This is a genomic window from Tenacibaculum finnmarkense genomovar ulcerans, assembly GCF_900239495.1.
In the GTDB taxonomy this organism is placed as follows: Bacteria; Bacteroidota; Bacteroidia; order Flavobacteriales; family Flavobacteriaceae; genus Polaribacter; species Polaribacter ulcerans.
Map to the genome: position 1 here is coordinate 1 of NZ_OENE01000007.1, position 15,203 is coordinate 15,203.

A 15,203-nucleotide genomic window follows, 5' to 3' on the forward strand; every position below is an offset into this window, starting at 1 on the left:
ATAAAATTGTATCGAGAACTTTTATATATTTGAAATAACATCTCGATACAAATTTGATTTTCCTATCGGACATCAAATTCACTCGATGTGACATACGCTGTCAGTTCGAGTGATTTTATTGAAATGTTAATGGAAATAAAATTGTATCGAGAACTTTTAACGATTCAAAAATGAAAATTTATTACGTTTACATATTAAAATGTTCTGATAACTCTTATTATACAGGGGTTACCTCTAATCTTCAAGAAAGGTTAATCGAACATAAAAATGGAAAAAATATAAATAGTTATACCTTTAAACGAAGACCTTTAAATTTAGTTTTTTATTCTGAATTTACAAATATAGAATTAGCAATAGAAAAGGAAAAACAATTAAAAAAATGGTCAAAAGTTAAAAAAGAGGCTTTAATAAACGCTAAATTTGAAAAACTCCCAAATTTAGCGAAGAAAAAATTCAAATAACATCTCGATACAAATTTGATTTTCCTATCGGACATCAAATTCACTCGATGTGACATATCCTGTCAGTTCGAGTGATTTTATTGAAATGTTAATGGAAATAAAATTGTATCGAGAACTTTTATATATTTGAAATAACCTCTCGATACAAATTTGATTTTCCTATCGGACATCAAATTCACTCGATGTGACATATCCTGTCAGTTCGAGTGGATTAATATAAAAAGTAAAAAAATGAGCAACTTTACCCATATAAATGAGCAGAATCAACCGAAAATGGTCAATGTTTCTGATAAAAAAATTACCAAACGAACCGCTATTGCAAAAGCAACCATGTTTTTAGGTTCTCAAATTATTTCTCATTTTAAAAATAATGACCTAATTACCAAAAAAGGACCTGTTTTTCAAACCGCTATTATTGCAGGTATTCAAGCGGTAAAAAAAACGTCAGATATTATTCCAATGTGTCATCCGTTATTAATTAATGGTGTAGATATTGACATAAATATTGTTGGAAACGAATATTTAGAGGTTTTTTGTAAAGTTACTATCGAAGGAAAAACTGGCGTAGAAATGGAAGCTTTAACAGGTGCATCGGCAACTTGTTTGACCATTTATGATATGTGTAAGGCAATCAATCAAAAAATGATTATTAAAGAAATTATTTTAGTAGAAAAAACAGGTGGAAAATCTGATATTAACAGGCGTTAAAAAAATGTAAACATGGATAAAATAGCAATCATTGGAGCAGGAAAATTAGGGTGTGCAATTGCAGATGGCCTTTTAGAAAGTGGCTTAAGCCCAACTGATTTAAGTTTATCAAGAAGAAATACAGCAGCGTTAAAAAAATATGCGGATATCGGAACTTTAGTAACCACCGTAAATAATGATGCCATTAAAAATGCTGCTATTATTATTTTATGTGTAAAACCGCAAAAAACAAAAGAAGTCATTGCCCAATTAACACCGCAATTAACCAAGCAAATAATTATATCTACGGTTACAGGAATTTCATTAGCTGCCTTAAAAACAATGCTAAATAAAGAGCTTCCCTTGTTTAGAGCAATGCCAAATACAGCAGCAGCAATTAAACAATCGATGACTTGTATTTCAACAATTGACAGCAATCAAACACAGCAAAAACAGGTGAAAACTATTTTTAAAAACTTAGGCGAAACTGTTTTTATTGATGACGATTTAATGGCTTCGGCAACCGTTTTAGCAGCTAGTGGTATTGCCTTTGCTTTGCGCTACCTTCGGGCTTCAATGCAGGGCGGTATTGAAATAGGTTTTAACTCTGAATTGTCACAAAAAATAGCTGCGCAAACTTTAAAAGGAGCTGCCGAATTAATTTTACAGCGCCAAAATCATCCTGAAAGTGAAATTGATAAAGTAACAACACCTCAAGGAATTACCATTACAGGCTTGAGTAAAATGGAGCAAGAAGGTTTTAGTTCTGCTATTATTCAAGGGATTATAGCCTCAAAAAATAAAATAGATAATTTATAAATGATACATCAAAAACACGCAAAAATCACTAAAAAACAAAACGATACTTACGCTACGAATGAAGTCGCTATTTTAGGAACAAATTGTGGTATAATTGCTGATTTAGTTAAAGATGTTTCTTTGAATTTATCAAATTATAATTTAGGGTATTTTGATGCTTCTCATGCCAAAAATATTGCTAAAAACAACTTTACCGAATACACGTTTCATCAGCAAGGGAATTTACAAATTAACACGATAAGTTCTGTTAATAAATTTGAACAACGCTTGCAGTTTATCAATCATGATTTGGTGTTTATTAACGGAAATCATTATCAAGGAGCCAAGCAAATTTTAATTTTAGATAAGGAAAAACAAGCGTCTATTGAAAAAAGATTAGACCAAATAACCAACATTCAATTTATTATAAAACGTACTTCGGATGTTCCTTATTTTGATTGCTTACTCGAAAAATTTCCACAGATAAAAAACATAACTTGTTATCAAATTGATGAAATTGATAAAATTACACATCATATTGAAAATATAATTAAAGAACATATTGCGCCTGTAAAAGGCTTGGTATTAATTGGAGGAAAAAGTACCCGCATGGGAACGGATAAATCGGTGTTGGAATATTACGGGAAACCACAAAAAGAACATGCTAAAGAATTGTTAGAAAGTACTCTTTTAGAAACTTTTTATTCGGTACAAACTTCTTCGGAAAAAGCTTCTTCGGATGAAATTCAGGATACTTTTTTAAATTTAGGACCTTTTGGAGGTGTTTGTTCTGCTTTTCAAAAAGATCCTAATTCGGCTTGGTTAGTGCTTGCTACGGATGTTCCTTTTGTTGATAAAAACCTACTGAAATTATTGCTAGAAAAAAGAAATCCTAGTAAAATAGCTACGGCTATTAAAGGAAAAAATAGTGAGTTTGTTGAGCCTTTAATTACTATTTATGAGCCAAAAGCATATACTAAATTATTGCAATACATAGCCCAAGGATATTCATGCCCTCGAAAAATGCTGATTAATTCTGATATTGAAATTGTAGAAGTTGATGATCATTTGATTCGAAATATTAACACGCCTGAAGAATTTGAAATGGCTAAAAAAATGCTTTAAATTGAGCAAAATGCCTAGCCCCGATTGAAGCATTTGTTTGAGCTCTTTTTTGTTTTTTTCAAACAAAAAAAGCGAGTGCGCAAAGCGGGAAATTGCTTCTAATAAAAATTTTATAACTAAAAACAGCCCATTTTAATAAGATGGGCTGTTTGCTTTTAATTCGTATGTTTTTTAGCTTTTAATAGGCTTATTTAATTCTTGAATTTTAGCTTTTTTTCAATGGCTTCAATCATAATATTAGCAATGTCTAAACCTGTTGCAGCCTCAATACCTTCTAATCCTGGTGATGAATTTACCTCTAATAATAAAGGTCCTTTGTTAGAGCGTATAATATCGACTCCTGCCACAGGAAGGTCTAAAACTTTTGCCGCTTTAATGGCTAATTTTCGTTCTTCGGAAGTAATTTTAACTTTAGATGCCGATCCTCCTTGATGAATATTTGCTCTAAATTCCCCTTTTTCAGCTTGTCGTTGCATAGATGCTACCACTTTTCCGTTTACTACAAAACAGCGTAAATCTTGCCCGTTGGCTTCTTTGATAAATTCTTGAACAAGAATATTGGTTTTAACACTTTTAAAAGCGTTAATTACACTTTCTGCGGCTTTGGTGGTTTCTGCTAAAACAACGCCTTTTCCTTGGGTACTTTCTAACAATTTAATGATAAGCGGCGCTCCGTTTACCATTTTTATCAAGTCTTTAGTGTCTAAAGGTGAATTTGCAAAACCTGTAATAGGAACTTGGATATCGTTTTTAGCAAATAATTGGGTGGCTAATAATTTATCTCTTGACTGATTAATTGCATCGGCTGAGTTTAAACAATAGGTTCCCATAGCATCAAATTGACGAATTAATGCACAGGCATAAAAAGTTACCGATGGTTTAATTCGAGGAATAATAGCATCAAAAGCATCGATTACATTTCCGCCTCTGTAGCGTATTTGAGGCTCTTTAGCATCAAATTTCATATAGGCTTGTTGCACGTTTAAAAACACCATTTCATGCCCTCTTGCACGCCCTGCTTCCATAATTCGTTTGTTACTAAACAAACCTGAATTACTGGCTAATAAGGCTATTTTTAAACCTGTTTTTTCTTTTCTAAAAGCAGCGTATTTTTCATCAATATCCTGTTCATTAAAAGCAGGAAGTAAATAACTTTCTGATGCGTTTACTAAATATCCGTTTGACAATGCTTCACGCCCTAATAGCATTCTAAATTCCATCGAATCTCGGTTGGCAAGGGTTAATTCAATATCAAAAGTAGCTTGACCTAAAGTTACAGGAACTTTTATAACAAGACGTTCTTCGGATATTCCCGTAGAACTTTTAATAGAGCGTTTTGCGTGTACTTTTGACTCACAAGTAATACTGATACTCCTATTTTCTTGTAATGGATTTACCTCAAAACGAACCCATTGTTCTGTTCCTTTAAAAAAAGGCGTGATACTATTTGCTTGAATTGAAGAAGTTTTAGCTCCTGAATCTACTCGTGCTTTTATAGCAGGAATACCGAAATTTTTAAACGAACACCACTCTTCGCTTCCTATGATTTTTAAATTGTTCAATGTGATTTGTTATTTATATAAAGGTTTAATTTATTATTTCCCTACATCAATAATAATCATTCTTTAAATAAAAAACTACTGTTTTTTTTAAAAAACAATTAATTATTTTGGAAGTCATATTATATATCATCTTTTACTATTTCTATTTTACCAATACCTCAACAGACAACATAAAACACTCATTACAAACGAATTAAAACTTTAAAAACTTATATAAAAAGACTATTGTTCAATAATTGAATACTATTGTTCAATTTGATATTCTTTTTTAAACGGTAAATTTGACTTGTATATTAAATAATTAAAAAGTGGATTTAGAAGAACTTTTAATCGAAACAAAATCAACAGCTATTTTTCTCTTAAAAGATGATGGGGAGGTTATTGACTTTTTTCCAAAAAAAAATGACTTAGGCGATTTACAAGAGAAAATAATTGTGTTTCAAACAACTCTTTTTAATATGGGAAATCATTTTTTTAGTACGTTTTTTAATACTGAATTAAAGAAAATAAGGCTCAAGTCAGACGGTCAAAATATTCTTATGATTAAACACCATCAATACATGCTTTGTTTCTTATCAAAAAAGAAAATAAATATTGCCTTACTAGATATTATTTTAAAAAAAGAATTTAATAATCAACTATAAATAGAAAAAAAATGCAAAAAATATTAGATAAATTAGTGGAAAATGTAAGAGAAGATATTCCGGGGTATATCGCAATTAGTATTGCTGAAATGGCTTCTGGAGAATCGCTTCATTCACATTCTTCTAAACCTGATTTTGACCCTGCCTTGGCTTGTGCTTATAACGTTGAAATAATAAATGCTAAGCGTAAAGCAATGGTTACCTTAGGTTTAAATGAAAATATTAAAGACATTTATTTTAACCTAGAAAATGAAATACATATTGTTAATTTATCGCCAAGTGGTGAGTATTTTATTTATTTAGCTGTTGATTCTAAAAAGGCAAATTTAGCCCTTACCAGAACATTATTAAATAGACATAAAAAAGAATTAGATAATGAATTATAATAAAATTAATTTAAAAAATTATAATTTAGATAGCGATTTTCTATCGTACATAGAATCGTTTCAAAATATATACGAGCATAAAGTATTGCAAATTGCTACAAGCACAAACACAGCAGAAGCAATAGCCTTAGAAGCAAAGGAAAATGTTTTTACAGAGAATACTGTTGTTACTGCTACTGTTGAAAAAAGAGATATAAAGAAAATATTAGAAGATTTCTTTTTTACTCCAAAATATAACAATGTGCTAGATGTTTTAAAATTTGGAAACAATTAAATTATAGAAATTCACTTAAAAAAATCGGTGATCCTAGCATTTACAAACACATAAGGATGCCGATTTTTAGGTGTGTAAAATAATAGCCGATTCAAAATTTAAAATTCCCCAAATTTTAGAATTTATTTATATTGTATGTTTTATTTTTTCAGCTAAGAAAAAACCGATTTGCTCCTTGTTGTTTGTCTTTTTAATTTTATCAATCGTATTTTTTTGTATATTGATATTCAAATTATTACGCTATGAATTCTGATAAAATAATCGCTATTTTACGCCTACAATCCACCAAAAACATAGGCGATATTATCGCTAAAAAATTAATTACCGCTACAGGAAGTGTGGAGCAAATATTTAAAGAAAAAGCAGGTTCGCTACAAAAAATAAACGGAATAGGAGCGCATACCATACAGCAACTATTAAATACTGAAAACATAAAAAAAGCAACCGAAGAATTTGAATATATCAAAAAAAATAACATTCAATATTCTTATTTTTTAGATGCCGATTATCCTCAAAACTTAAAAAACTGTATTGATTCGCCTATTTTATTTTTTAAAGATGGTGCTATTAATTTAAACAGTCAAAAAATAATATCAATAGTTGGTACTCGAAAAATCACTCCTTACGGGCGTGATTTTTGCAAGCAACTTTTAGCTAATTTAGCGCCACACAACCCGATTATTATAAGTGGTTTTGCTTATGGTATTGATATTTGCGCCCACAAAGCAGCTATTGAAAATAACTTGCAAACTATTGGCGTTTTAGCACATGGCTTAGAAATGATATATCCAAAAACACATAAAAAATACTGCGCTCAAGTAACTAAAAATGGTGGTTTTATTACTGATTTTTGGCATAAAGAACAGCCGCTTCGTGAAAATTTTTTAAAACGAAATAGGATTGTTGCGGGTATTTCTAAGGCTACTATTGTTATTGAATCGGCAGCAAAAGGAGGCTCATTAGTTACTGCCGATATTGCAAATTCATATAACAGAGATGTTTTTGCAGTGCCTGGTAGAACTTATGATATTTACAGTAAAGGCTGTAATAATTTGATCAAAAATAACCAAGCGCATTTATTAAATACTGCTGACGATATTATAAAAATGCTTAATTGGGACGTTAATGAGTCAAAAAATACAACAGCAATACAAAACCAACTATTTGTTACCCTAAGCGATGATGAACAAAAAATTTATGATTTTTTAAACCAAAATGGCAAGCAATTATTTGATGTAATTGCCCACAAATGTGAAATTCCTGTATATAAATTATCATCATTAGTTCTTCAAATGGAACTTAAAGGAGTTCTCAGACCTTTACCGGGTAAACTCTTTGAGGTTTAGTATCTTTGAATTATGGCACAAGAAAAATTAATATCTCAAAGAAAACCCGCGTATCCTGTTAATAAAAAACTCGGACTTTATTTAAAAAGACATAATAGAACCATTCAAATTCCTATTTTTTATGATGATTTATTGCGTTATCAGGGTGCTATAACTGTCTATGATAAAAATGATAATGACACCTTATGGGTGCGTGTTTATTATAATGAATTTGAGCGTAAAGAAATAGATTTTAGCTTAAAAAAAATATATAATATTTTACATTCAAACGGTTCTGACGCTAGTATTCAGCACTTAAATGTAGATGCTGTTGATTTTTGTACCTTTGGTAATTCACAGCCTTTTAGGGTAAAAGTTCGTAATATTTTAAACGATAATTACACCTATTTTTACGTTAAAAAAACCGATGCTTCTCGTATTTATGGCTTAGAATTAGAAGATATTTTATCGCCTTATAACTTAAATTTTTTAGTGTATAAAGACACCTTAATTGAAGAACATATTTCAGGAATTCCTGGCGATATTTTTATCAAAGATTATTTAGACGATTGTTTAGATATTGAAAAAGCGCAAATAGCCAAAGAATTTGTGAAGTTTAACGAGCGTTGTATGATTCGTTTATTGGGTGATATGCGTTCGTATAATTACGTAATTGTACCTACCCACGATTTTGAAAATGTGGTGTATAAAATTAGACCTATAGATTTTGATCAGCAATGTTATGAAGGGAAATTCAAGGTGTATTATCCGCAGTTTTTTAAAGAAAATTTAAAATTTGTAAAATTAGTAGCTCAAAAATTAACCTCCGATTCTATTGAACAATATCAATTAGAAGAACGCTCAATTGTGGCAAAACGTATTTTAGGTTCTCGTTCTCGTTTAAACAGATTGCTTACCGCAATGAAATCGGACACTATTTCTATCCCAAAAAATATCGAAAAATTAAAAAAAGAAATTTTTGAGTTTACTGGCGATATTAATTTTAGAGATAGCGACGGAATGGGCGAAGTATTATACAACGCCTTAACCTTTATTCGCCGAAATTACGAAGATGTAACCCTTAAAAGTATTATCGAACAACAGCATAAAGGGTATTAGGTTTATTAGCGCTTGTTTAAACTTTTTTTTAAGTAAAATTTAAACAGGCGCTGCCTATAATAAGGTTTTTATTTTTCAGAAGATTCCTTTAATAATTTACATCGTTTTTTATATTTTCGGTATAAATAGAAAAAATAAATTGTTAGAAGTGGATGGATAATAACAAAAATCCAAATATTTGCAGATTTATACCCTAATCCTGTTACATTTCCTACGTATTGTAAAATATCGACGCATATATCAAAGAGTTTGTTCATAGTTTTTCTGATTCATTTTTTTTAATTTTTAAATTTACGCTTTCTTTAATTTTAAAACTAATTAGAACCTAAATTATGAGGATGTTAGCCTAAAAGTATCATACCAAAAAAACAACTTTTCAATTACCTCCTACTCCTCACACTCTCAATAACCACGGTTGCTAAAATTAAAGAACCACCAATAAAAGTATTCCAAGTAGGTATTTCATTTAAAAAGATAAACGCCAAAATAATTCCGAAAATAGGTTGCACGCTACTAATAATACTCGATGTTGAAACCGTAAAAAACTGTAAAGAATGCACCATTAAACTATGCCCTATTGCCGTGGTTAAAAGTGCCAATAATAATACATACGGATATTGGTTTTCAAAACCTGAAACATCCATAAAAAACAATACAGGAAGCAAACAAATTGTAATAATTAACGTTTGATAAAACATCAACATGGTGCCGTTATATTGAATTACATATTGCTTTAACATCAAAATTCTGATAGCATAAAACAATGCGGAAAGCAATCCGAATAAAATCCCTTGAACATTCGAACTTTCTAAATTAAATTCAGGTGCTAAAATATAAAGCCCTAGCAATACCATACATCCTAAAACAATGTAAATCGGGTTGAATTTCACTTTTAAAAACAAGGGTTCTAAAAAAGCAATCATTACAGGAAAAGTATATAATGATAGCATTCCTATGGCAACATTCGATAATTTTAAGGCATAAAAATAGGTAATCCAATGCCCTGCCATAAAAATTCCGCTGACAATAAACGGAAAAATATGTTTGCTTGATTTTATGGTTAAATCAATTTTTTTAAACTTACAAAAAGCAAATAAAATTAACATCGCAAACACCGAGCGAAACCAAATAATTACTTCCGAAGGCATTGCTATATATCTTCCTAAAACACCTGATGTACTTATAAATAATGTTGCTAATAATAAACCTGCTAAATTTTTAGTATGATTATTTTCCATTTTATATTTTTTTCAACAAAGGGCTTCAACCCCCCTTGCCTGACATTTATTTGATTTCACTTGACTTTTTTATATTTCTCGCAACAAGTTTAAAGCCGTTTTTACTGAATCAATTCGAATAAAAGTAACTAATAATCGTAAGCCATTTTTAGTTTCTTTCTGTTTCATTACACAACTTTTTGGATTTTCCTGTACATATTGCAACATTCTTGTAAATCCATCAGTTTCATAAAATTTACTTTGCTGGTCAGCTATAAAATAGCCTAATAAACGTTTTTGTTTTAATATAATTTTTTCAAGCCCTAATTCTTTCGCAAGCCATTTTATACGAACGCTGTCTAATAAATCTTGAACTTCTGCTGGATATTCTCCAAACCTATCAACAATTTGTTTTTCAAATGTTAATAACTCTTCTTCTTTTGTTAAATTTCCTAACTCATTGTACAAGCTTAATCTTTCGGTTACCGAATTTACATAAGCATCAGGAATAAGAATTTCAAATCCTGTTTCAATTTGTACATCTTTTACATATTCTTTCGGCGTATTTTCATCCGTAGGATATAAATCTTTAAACTCATTTTCTTTGAGTTCTTCAATAGCTTCTTGTAATATTTTCTGATAGGTTTCAAAGCCAATATCATTGATAAATCCACTTTGTTCACCTCCTAATAAATCTCCAGCTCCACGGATTTCTAAATCTTTCATAGCGATATTTAAACCACTTCCTAATTCTGAAAATAACTCTAAAGCTTCGATACGTTTCTTCGCATCTGTAGTCATCATATGATAGGCTGGCGTAATAAAATAACAGAATGCTTTTTTATTCGAACGCCCTACACGACCTCGCATTTGGTGCAGGTCTGACAATCCGAAGTTATTCGCATTGTTGATAAAAATAGTATTCGCATTTGGCACGTCCAATCCGCTTTCAATAATAGTGGTTGACACCAATACATCAAATTCACCATTCATAAAAGCAAGCATTAATTCTTCTAGCTTCTTCCCTTCCATTTGCCCATGACCGATACAAATTTTAGCATTCGGAACTAAACGTTGTAATAATCCTGCTACTTCCTTAATATTTTCGATTCTATTATGGATAAAAAAGACCTGTCCTCCACGAGAAATTTCATAAGAAATTGCATCTCTAATGGTTTCTTCGCTAAAGCGGATGACATTGGTTTCAATCGGATGTCGATTTGGTGGCGCTGTTTTTATTACTGATAAATCTCTAGCCGCCATCAAACTAAATTGTAGCGTTCTTGGTATTGGCGTAGCTGTTAATGTTAGCGTATCTACATTTTCTTTGATAGTTTTTAGCTTGTCTTTTACGGCAACGCCAAATTTTTGCTCTTCATCAATAACTAACAATCCTAAATCTTTAAATTGTAATTTTTTATTGGTTAATTGATGCGTTCCTATTACAATATCTACACTTCCATTTGCAACACCTTCTAAAACAGTATTTCGTTGTTTTGTGGTTCTAAATCGATTTAAATAATCAACCGTAACAGGAAAATCTTTTAAACGCTCCGAAAAAGTTTTAAAATGTTGAAAAGCTAAAATAGTAGTAGGAACTAAAATTGCTACTTGTTTTCCATTATCTACCGCTTTAAAAGCTGCACGAATAGCGACTTCTGTTTTACCAAAACCAACATCACCACAAACTAACCTATCCATGGGTTGCGGTTTTTCCATGTCGGTTTTTACATCTTGCGTAGATGTAAACTGATCGGGTGTATCTTCATAAATAAAACTAGCTTCCAACTCATGTTGCATATGCGTATCAGGAGCAAAAGCGTAGCCTTTTTGCAATTTTCTTTTGGCGTATAATTGAATTAAATTAAACGCAATATGTTTCACTCGAGCCTTCGTTTTCTGCTTTACTTTTTTCCAAGCACCCGAACCTAATTTATATATTTTAGGCGGTTTTCCGTCTTTTCCGTTAAACTTTGAAATTTTATGTAACGAGTGAATGCTTACATATAAAATATCTCTATCGCCATAAATTAATTTAATTGCTTCTTGTTTTTTTCCTTCTACATCAATTTTTTGAAGCCCGCCAAATTTTCCAATTCCATGATCGATATGTGTTACATAATCGCCAATTTCTAATCTGGTAAGTTCTTGTAAAGTGATGGATTGCTTTTTTTCATAGCCATTTTTTAAGCGAAATTTATAATAACGCTCAAATATCTGATGGTCAGTATAACAAACAATTTTATTTTGAATATCTACAAATCCTTGATACAAAGGAAAAACAATGGTTTCATAGGATACTTCCGTGTCGTTATCATCAAAAATATCATGAAAACGCTGAGCTTGTTTATCATTAGAGCAAAAAATATAATTGGTAAATCCTTTTGCTGAAAACTCGTTAAAATTCTGAATTAATAAATCGAATTTTTTATTAAAAGAAGGCTGTGCATTTGTATCAAAACTAATATCTGTTATATTTTTGATAACAGATTTACCCATATTTACCGTAGTAAATTTTTGTAATTCTTGTTGAATTAAAGTACCATCACAAAATAACTCCGATGGTTTTGAATGTTTTATTTCTGTTGATAATTCATCGAAGGAAGCAGTTGCTTTTTTAAAAAACGTATCTAAATTTGTTGTAATTGTAGCTATATCTTTTACAAAAATTGCTGTTTTAGCCGATATATATTTTAAAAAACTTTCTCTATTTTCTTGTAGCCCTTTGTTTTCAACATTAGGCATAATACTTACTTTCTGTTGTTTTTCTTTTGATAACTGCGTTTCCACATCAAAAGTTCGGATACTTTCTACTTCATCGCCAAAAAACTCCATTCGATAAGGTTCATCGTTCGAAAATGAAAAAACATCAATAATTCCACCACGAACTGAAAAATCACCAGGTTCAGTAACAAAATCAACACGATTAAACTGATATTCAAACAATACTTCATTTACAAAATCGGGAGATATATTTTCTCCAACTGTAATTTTCAAAGTGTTTTTATCAAGTTCTTTTTTAGTGACTACTTTTTCAAATAAAGCCGTCGGATACGTTACAATAATTGCAGGTTTTCTTCTCGAATTAATCCGATTTAAAACCTCTGAACGCAATAAAACATTGGCGTTATCAGTTTCTTCAATCTGATACGGTCGGCGATACGAACCTGGATAAAATAACACATTTTTATCGCCTAATAATTGCTCTAAATCGTTTAAATAATAGGCGGCTTCTTCCTTATCATTAAAAATTAATAAATAGGGTTTTTCGGCTTTTTTAAAAGTTTCAGAAATAACAAAAGACAACGAAGAACCAACCAAATTCGATATTTGAAAGTGGTTTTGTTCTTGTTGAAGCTCTTTAACAATCTGTTTGACGGTATCAGATTGTTGGTAATGGTTTACAATCAATTGTTTGCTCAACGTACAAGTATTTTATACAAATATACGTGGTTTATTTTTTTGGGTGAAACTCATTTTAAAACATAGACCTACATTCGATGAATTGCTTTATTTACTATTTTGTAAGTTTTTGTATTACTTTATTTGTTTTATCTAATTCAATTAAATGATAATTCTCACTATTTAAATCTTCTGTCAATATTTTAATTTCTAATTTTTCTTTATCATTAATTTCTTTATCTATTGAAGTGAAAATAATTATTTGTTTATTTTTTATCTCTGAAGACTCTTTAAATAAAGATTTCAAACTACTAATATTAGTTCTGTGCTGACCAGGTTCATCAAAAATAACTAAACCAGGATGATTACTTCCTACTTCAAGTAATGATAAGGTATAAGCCCAAATATTCCTTACAAAATCAGAAGCAGAAGAATTTATCCTAATTGATTGAGGTATTTCTGATTTATAAGCTCTATAAACAGGAAAGTATTTAAATGGTTCTTTTCTATTTATAGATATTTTCCATTGATCAGAATTACTGTCGTAACCAAATTTATAAAGCAAGTTTTTATATTTTTTCTCAAAATTAATTAATTTATTTTCATCTTCAATTTCAGAATCATTTAAATTTTCATACGCATTTTTATTATCTATATATTTATTTAATAAGTCAATTAATTCATTTTTTAATTCTGTAATCTTTAGTTCTAAAAATAAAAGATTTTCAATTTCTTTTTCTAGTTGTAATTTTTTTAAAATTTCAGCTTCTGAAAATGTTCTATCATCTGCAATTAAATCTCTTGATAGTGATTTTATTAAAGATTCTTTTTGTCTTAAATTTTCTTTAAAATACTGTAATAGTAATTTTTTTTCTGATGTCGAAACCTCTAATGACTTTGAAGACGTTTCAATCATTTTTTTTTGCCCTTTTAAGAAAGCTATAGTTTCTTCAATACTTAATATCGGTATCTCAATATCTGTATTTGAAAGTAAATCTGTTGATACAGTTTGAGAACATGTTGGACAATGATTTCCTTTTTTATTTAGAATGTTTTTACTAAATACTTTTTTTAAATTATTTTGATCTAGAATTTCTTTAGTTATTCTTTCAAACTGTTTCTTTAAATTACTTAACTGAATATTTTCAACAGCCAATTTGCCTGCAAAATCCTTAATGTATTCTTTTAATTTAAAATATTCTTTCTCTTTTTCTTGATACTTTACAAGTAGTTCTTTTTTATTCCTTCCGATTTTAGATATCGGTTTGTTTTTTAAAGTATTAAATGTATTTTTTTGAGATTTTAAATATTTGTCTAGTGAAATTTTTTCAGTTTCTGAAACTGAAAATAAAATATGTATATCATCAATTTTAGACCTATCTATGGTTAAATTATTTGGCAGTTCATTAAACGACCCATTAAATTGTTTAGATAAAATATCAAAAGATTTAATCGTTTTAATCCATTTTTCTGATAGTTGTTTCTCTTCTTTTGATAAAACATCTTTTTTAGTTGAAAGCTCTAATTCATTAAGGTTCAATAAAAATTCAACATTTTTCTGTTTAGCACTTGGTATACCAAAAAAAGGCATTGTTGCAAAAAAATCAGACCAGCCTTTTGTTTGTTCAATAAACATTGTAGAAAAAATAATCTGTAAATAAAGAGGACTGTAATCATTCACTTTTGATGTATTACTTACAGTTGGTCTATTAATATTACAAAAATTAGCTAACCAGACATAAAATCCATTTTCACTTTCATTGTTACCTGTACCATTAACAAAATACTCCTCAGAAATAGTAGATTCCTCTGATATTTTAACATTAATTAGATTAGGTTTTAACTTTTCTTCACCAGCCTTAATATTTCGAGTTAAAATTGCAATTACTCCATTGTTCTCAATTTCTAAAATAACTCTAGAACGAATTATTTTATGATTTATATCTTCGGCTTTTTCTGATTTAATTGTAAATTCATCTTTGAGAGCTTTATCTAAAGCTTTTTCATTATGACCTCCTAATAACTCTTCCATTCCTAAGGCATAATAAATACAAGAATTTATTGTAGTTTTTCCTTTTGAATTATGCCCAGCAACTATATTTAACCCTATATTAAATTTATAATCAAATCCATAAATTTCTTTGGGATAACTTTTTTCATTAGATAAAATTTCAGCTCTTAATCTATTTATTTTTATCATATT

The 15,203-nt window shown here is 29.7% G+C and carries 14 protein-coding genes; 9 read left to right on the forward strand and 5 right to left on the reverse strand.

Translation table 11 applies throughout. The annotated features are described in order from the left end of the window. The first annotated feature begins 170 nt into the window (after positions 1-170). The 4 genes from DPIF8902391_RS02435 to DPIF8902391_RS02450 all read left to right on the forward strand — a co-directional run bounded on the left by DPIF8902391_RS02435 (position 171) and on the right by DPIF8902391_RS02450 (position 3,071). On the forward strand, positions 171-461 hold the full coding sequence (locus tag DPIF8902391_RS02435) for a GIY-YIG nuclease family protein (protein WP_172504956.1): 291 nt from the start codon (positions 171-173) through the stop codon (positions 459-461). A gap of 231 nt (positions 462-692) precedes the next feature. Further along, positions 693-1,169, forward strand: coding sequence for a cyclic pyranopterin monophosphate synthase MoaC (moaC, locus tag DPIF8902391_RS02440; RefSeq protein WP_172504957.1), 477 nt, complete (start codon positions 693-695; stop codon positions 1,167-1,169). A gap of 12 nt (positions 1,170-1,181) precedes the next feature. After that, a complete protein-coding gene (proC, locus tag DPIF8902391_RS02445) occupies positions 1,182-1,967 on the forward strand; it encodes a pyrroline-5-carboxylate reductase (RefSeq protein WP_058883982.1) in 786 nt (261 codons plus the stop codon). Then, positions 1,968-3,071 carry an NTP transferase domain-containing protein gene (locus tag DPIF8902391_RS02450; RefSeq protein WP_172504958.1) on the forward strand — a complete coding sequence of 368 codons (1,104 nt, stop codon included), beginning with the start codon at positions 1,968-1,970 and terminating at the stop codon, positions 3,069-3,071. 191 nt (positions 3,072-3,262) lie between these two features. Here the strand turns inward: DPIF8902391_RS02450 and rimK are convergent, their stop codons facing one another. Further along, on the reverse strand, positions 3,263-4,633 hold the full coding sequence (rimK, locus tag DPIF8902391_RS02455; protein WP_058883980.1) for a 30S ribosomal protein S6--L-glutamate ligase: 1,371 nt from the start codon (positions 4,631-4,633) through the stop codon (positions 3,263-3,265). A 308-nt stretch (positions 4,634-4,941) separates the two neighbouring features. On the opposite strand from rimK, the gene DPIF8902391_RS02460 reads away from it, so the two are divergent. From DPIF8902391_RS02460 to DPIF8902391_RS02480, 5 genes are all read left to right on the forward strand, one after another. Next, positions 4,942-5,277 (forward strand): hypothetical protein, encoded by a 336-nt coding sequence (locus DPIF8902391_RS02460; protein ID WP_058883979.1) that lies wholly within the window; start codon positions 4,942-4,944, stop codon positions 5,275-5,277. Between the two features lie 11 nt (positions 5,278-5,288). Continuing rightward, positions 5,289-5,663, forward strand: a complete 375-nt coding sequence (locus DPIF8902391_RS02465) for a hypothetical protein (RefSeq protein WP_058883978.1) — start codon at positions 5,289-5,291, stop codon at positions 5,661-5,663. Next, on the forward strand, positions 5,653-5,937 hold the full coding sequence (locus DPIF8902391_RS02470) for a hypothetical protein (protein ID WP_058883977.1): 285 nt from the start codon (positions 5,653-5,655) through the stop codon (positions 5,935-5,937). Before DPIF8902391_RS02465 ends, DPIF8902391_RS02470 begins: the two co-directional genes overlap by 11 nt. 242 nt (positions 5,938-6,179) lie before the next feature. Further along, a complete protein-coding gene (gene dprA, locus DPIF8902391_RS02475) occupies positions 6,180-7,283 on the forward strand; it encodes a DNA-processing protein DprA (protein WP_058883976.1) in 1,104 nt (367 codons plus the stop codon). Positions 7,284-7,295: 12 nt separating this feature from the next. Next, the gene (locus tag DPIF8902391_RS02480) at positions 7,296-8,381 is read left to right on the forward strand and encodes a hypothetical protein (RefSeq protein WP_058883975.1); all 1,086 of its coding nucleotides are present in this window, start codon (positions 7,296-7,298) and stop codon (positions 8,379-8,381) included. 68 nt (positions 8,382-8,449) lie between these two features. Here DPIF8902391_RS02480 and DPIF8902391_RS02485 read toward each other — a convergent pair whose 3' ends face one another. From DPIF8902391_RS02485 to DPIF8902391_RS02500, 4 genes are all read right to left on the reverse strand, one after another. Next, positions 8,450-8,638 carry a hypothetical protein gene (locus DPIF8902391_RS02485; protein ID WP_172504959.1) on the reverse strand — a complete coding sequence of 63 codons (189 nt, stop codon included), beginning with the start codon at positions 8,636-8,638 and terminating at the stop codon, positions 8,450-8,452. Between the two features lie 123 nt (positions 8,639-8,761). After that, a complete protein-coding gene (locus DPIF8902391_RS02490; protein ID WP_058883974.1) occupies positions 8,762-9,619 on the reverse strand; it encodes a DMT family transporter in 858 nt (285 codons plus the stop codon). 69 nt (positions 9,620-9,688) lie between these two features. After that, positions 9,689-13,021: a transcription-repair coupling factor gene (gene mfd / locus DPIF8902391_RS02495; RefSeq protein WP_172504960.1), complete on the reverse strand. Its 3,333-nt coding sequence runs from the start codon at positions 13,019-13,021 to the stop codon at positions 9,689-9,691. Positions 13,022-13,115: 94 nt separating this feature from the next. Further along, complete coding sequence (locus DPIF8902391_RS02500) at positions 13,116-15,200, reverse strand: hypothetical protein (protein WP_172504961.1); 2,085 nt, start codon at positions 15,198-15,200, stop codon at positions 13,116-13,118. Positions 15,201-15,203 lie beyond the last annotated feature (3 nt).

What these genes read in the sequence shown, in the direction of transcription:
- DPIF8902391_RS02435 (WP_172504956.1), top strand. Translation starts at nt 171, where the DNA reads ATGAAAATTTATTACGTTTACATATTAAAATGTTCTGATAACTCTTAT.
- moaC (WP_172504957.1), top strand. Translation starts at nt 693, where the DNA reads ATGAGCAACTTTACCCATATAAATGAGCAGAATCAACCGAAAATGGTC.
- proC (WP_058883982.1), top strand. Translation starts at nt 1,182, where the DNA reads ATGGATAAAATAGCAATCATTGGAGCAGGAAAATTAGGGTGTGCAATT.
- DPIF8902391_RS02450 (WP_172504958.1), top strand. Translation starts at nt 1,968, where the DNA reads ATGATACATCAAAAACACGCAAAAATCACTAAAAAACAAAACGATACT.
- DPIF8902391_RS02465 (WP_058883978.1), top strand. Translation starts at nt 5,289, where the DNA reads ATGCAAAAAATATTAGATAAATTAGTGGAAAATGTAAGAGAAGATATT.
- DPIF8902391_RS02470 (WP_058883977.1), top strand. Translation starts at nt 5,653, where the DNA reads ATGAATTATAATAAAATTAATTTAAAAAATTATAATTTAGATAGCGAT.
- dprA (WP_058883976.1), top strand. Translation starts at nt 6,180, where the DNA reads ATGAATTCTGATAAAATAATCGCTATTTTACGCCTACAATCCACCAAA.
- DPIF8902391_RS02480 (WP_058883975.1), top strand. Translation starts at nt 7,296, where the DNA reads ATGGCACAAGAAAAATTAATATCTCAAAGAAAACCCGCGTATCCTGTT.
- DPIF8902391_RS02485 (WP_172504959.1), bottom strand. Translation starts at nt 8,638, where the DNA reads ATGAACAAACTCTTTGATATATGCGTCGATATTTTACAATACGTAGGA.
- DPIF8902391_RS02490 (WP_058883974.1), bottom strand. Translation starts at nt 9,619, where the DNA reads ATGGAAAATAATCATACTAAAAATTTAGCAGGTTTATTATTAGCAACA.
- DPIF8902391_RS02500 (WP_172504961.1), bottom strand. Translation starts at nt 15,200, where the DNA reads ATGATAAAAATAAATAGATTAAGAGCTGAAATTTTATCTAATGAAAAA.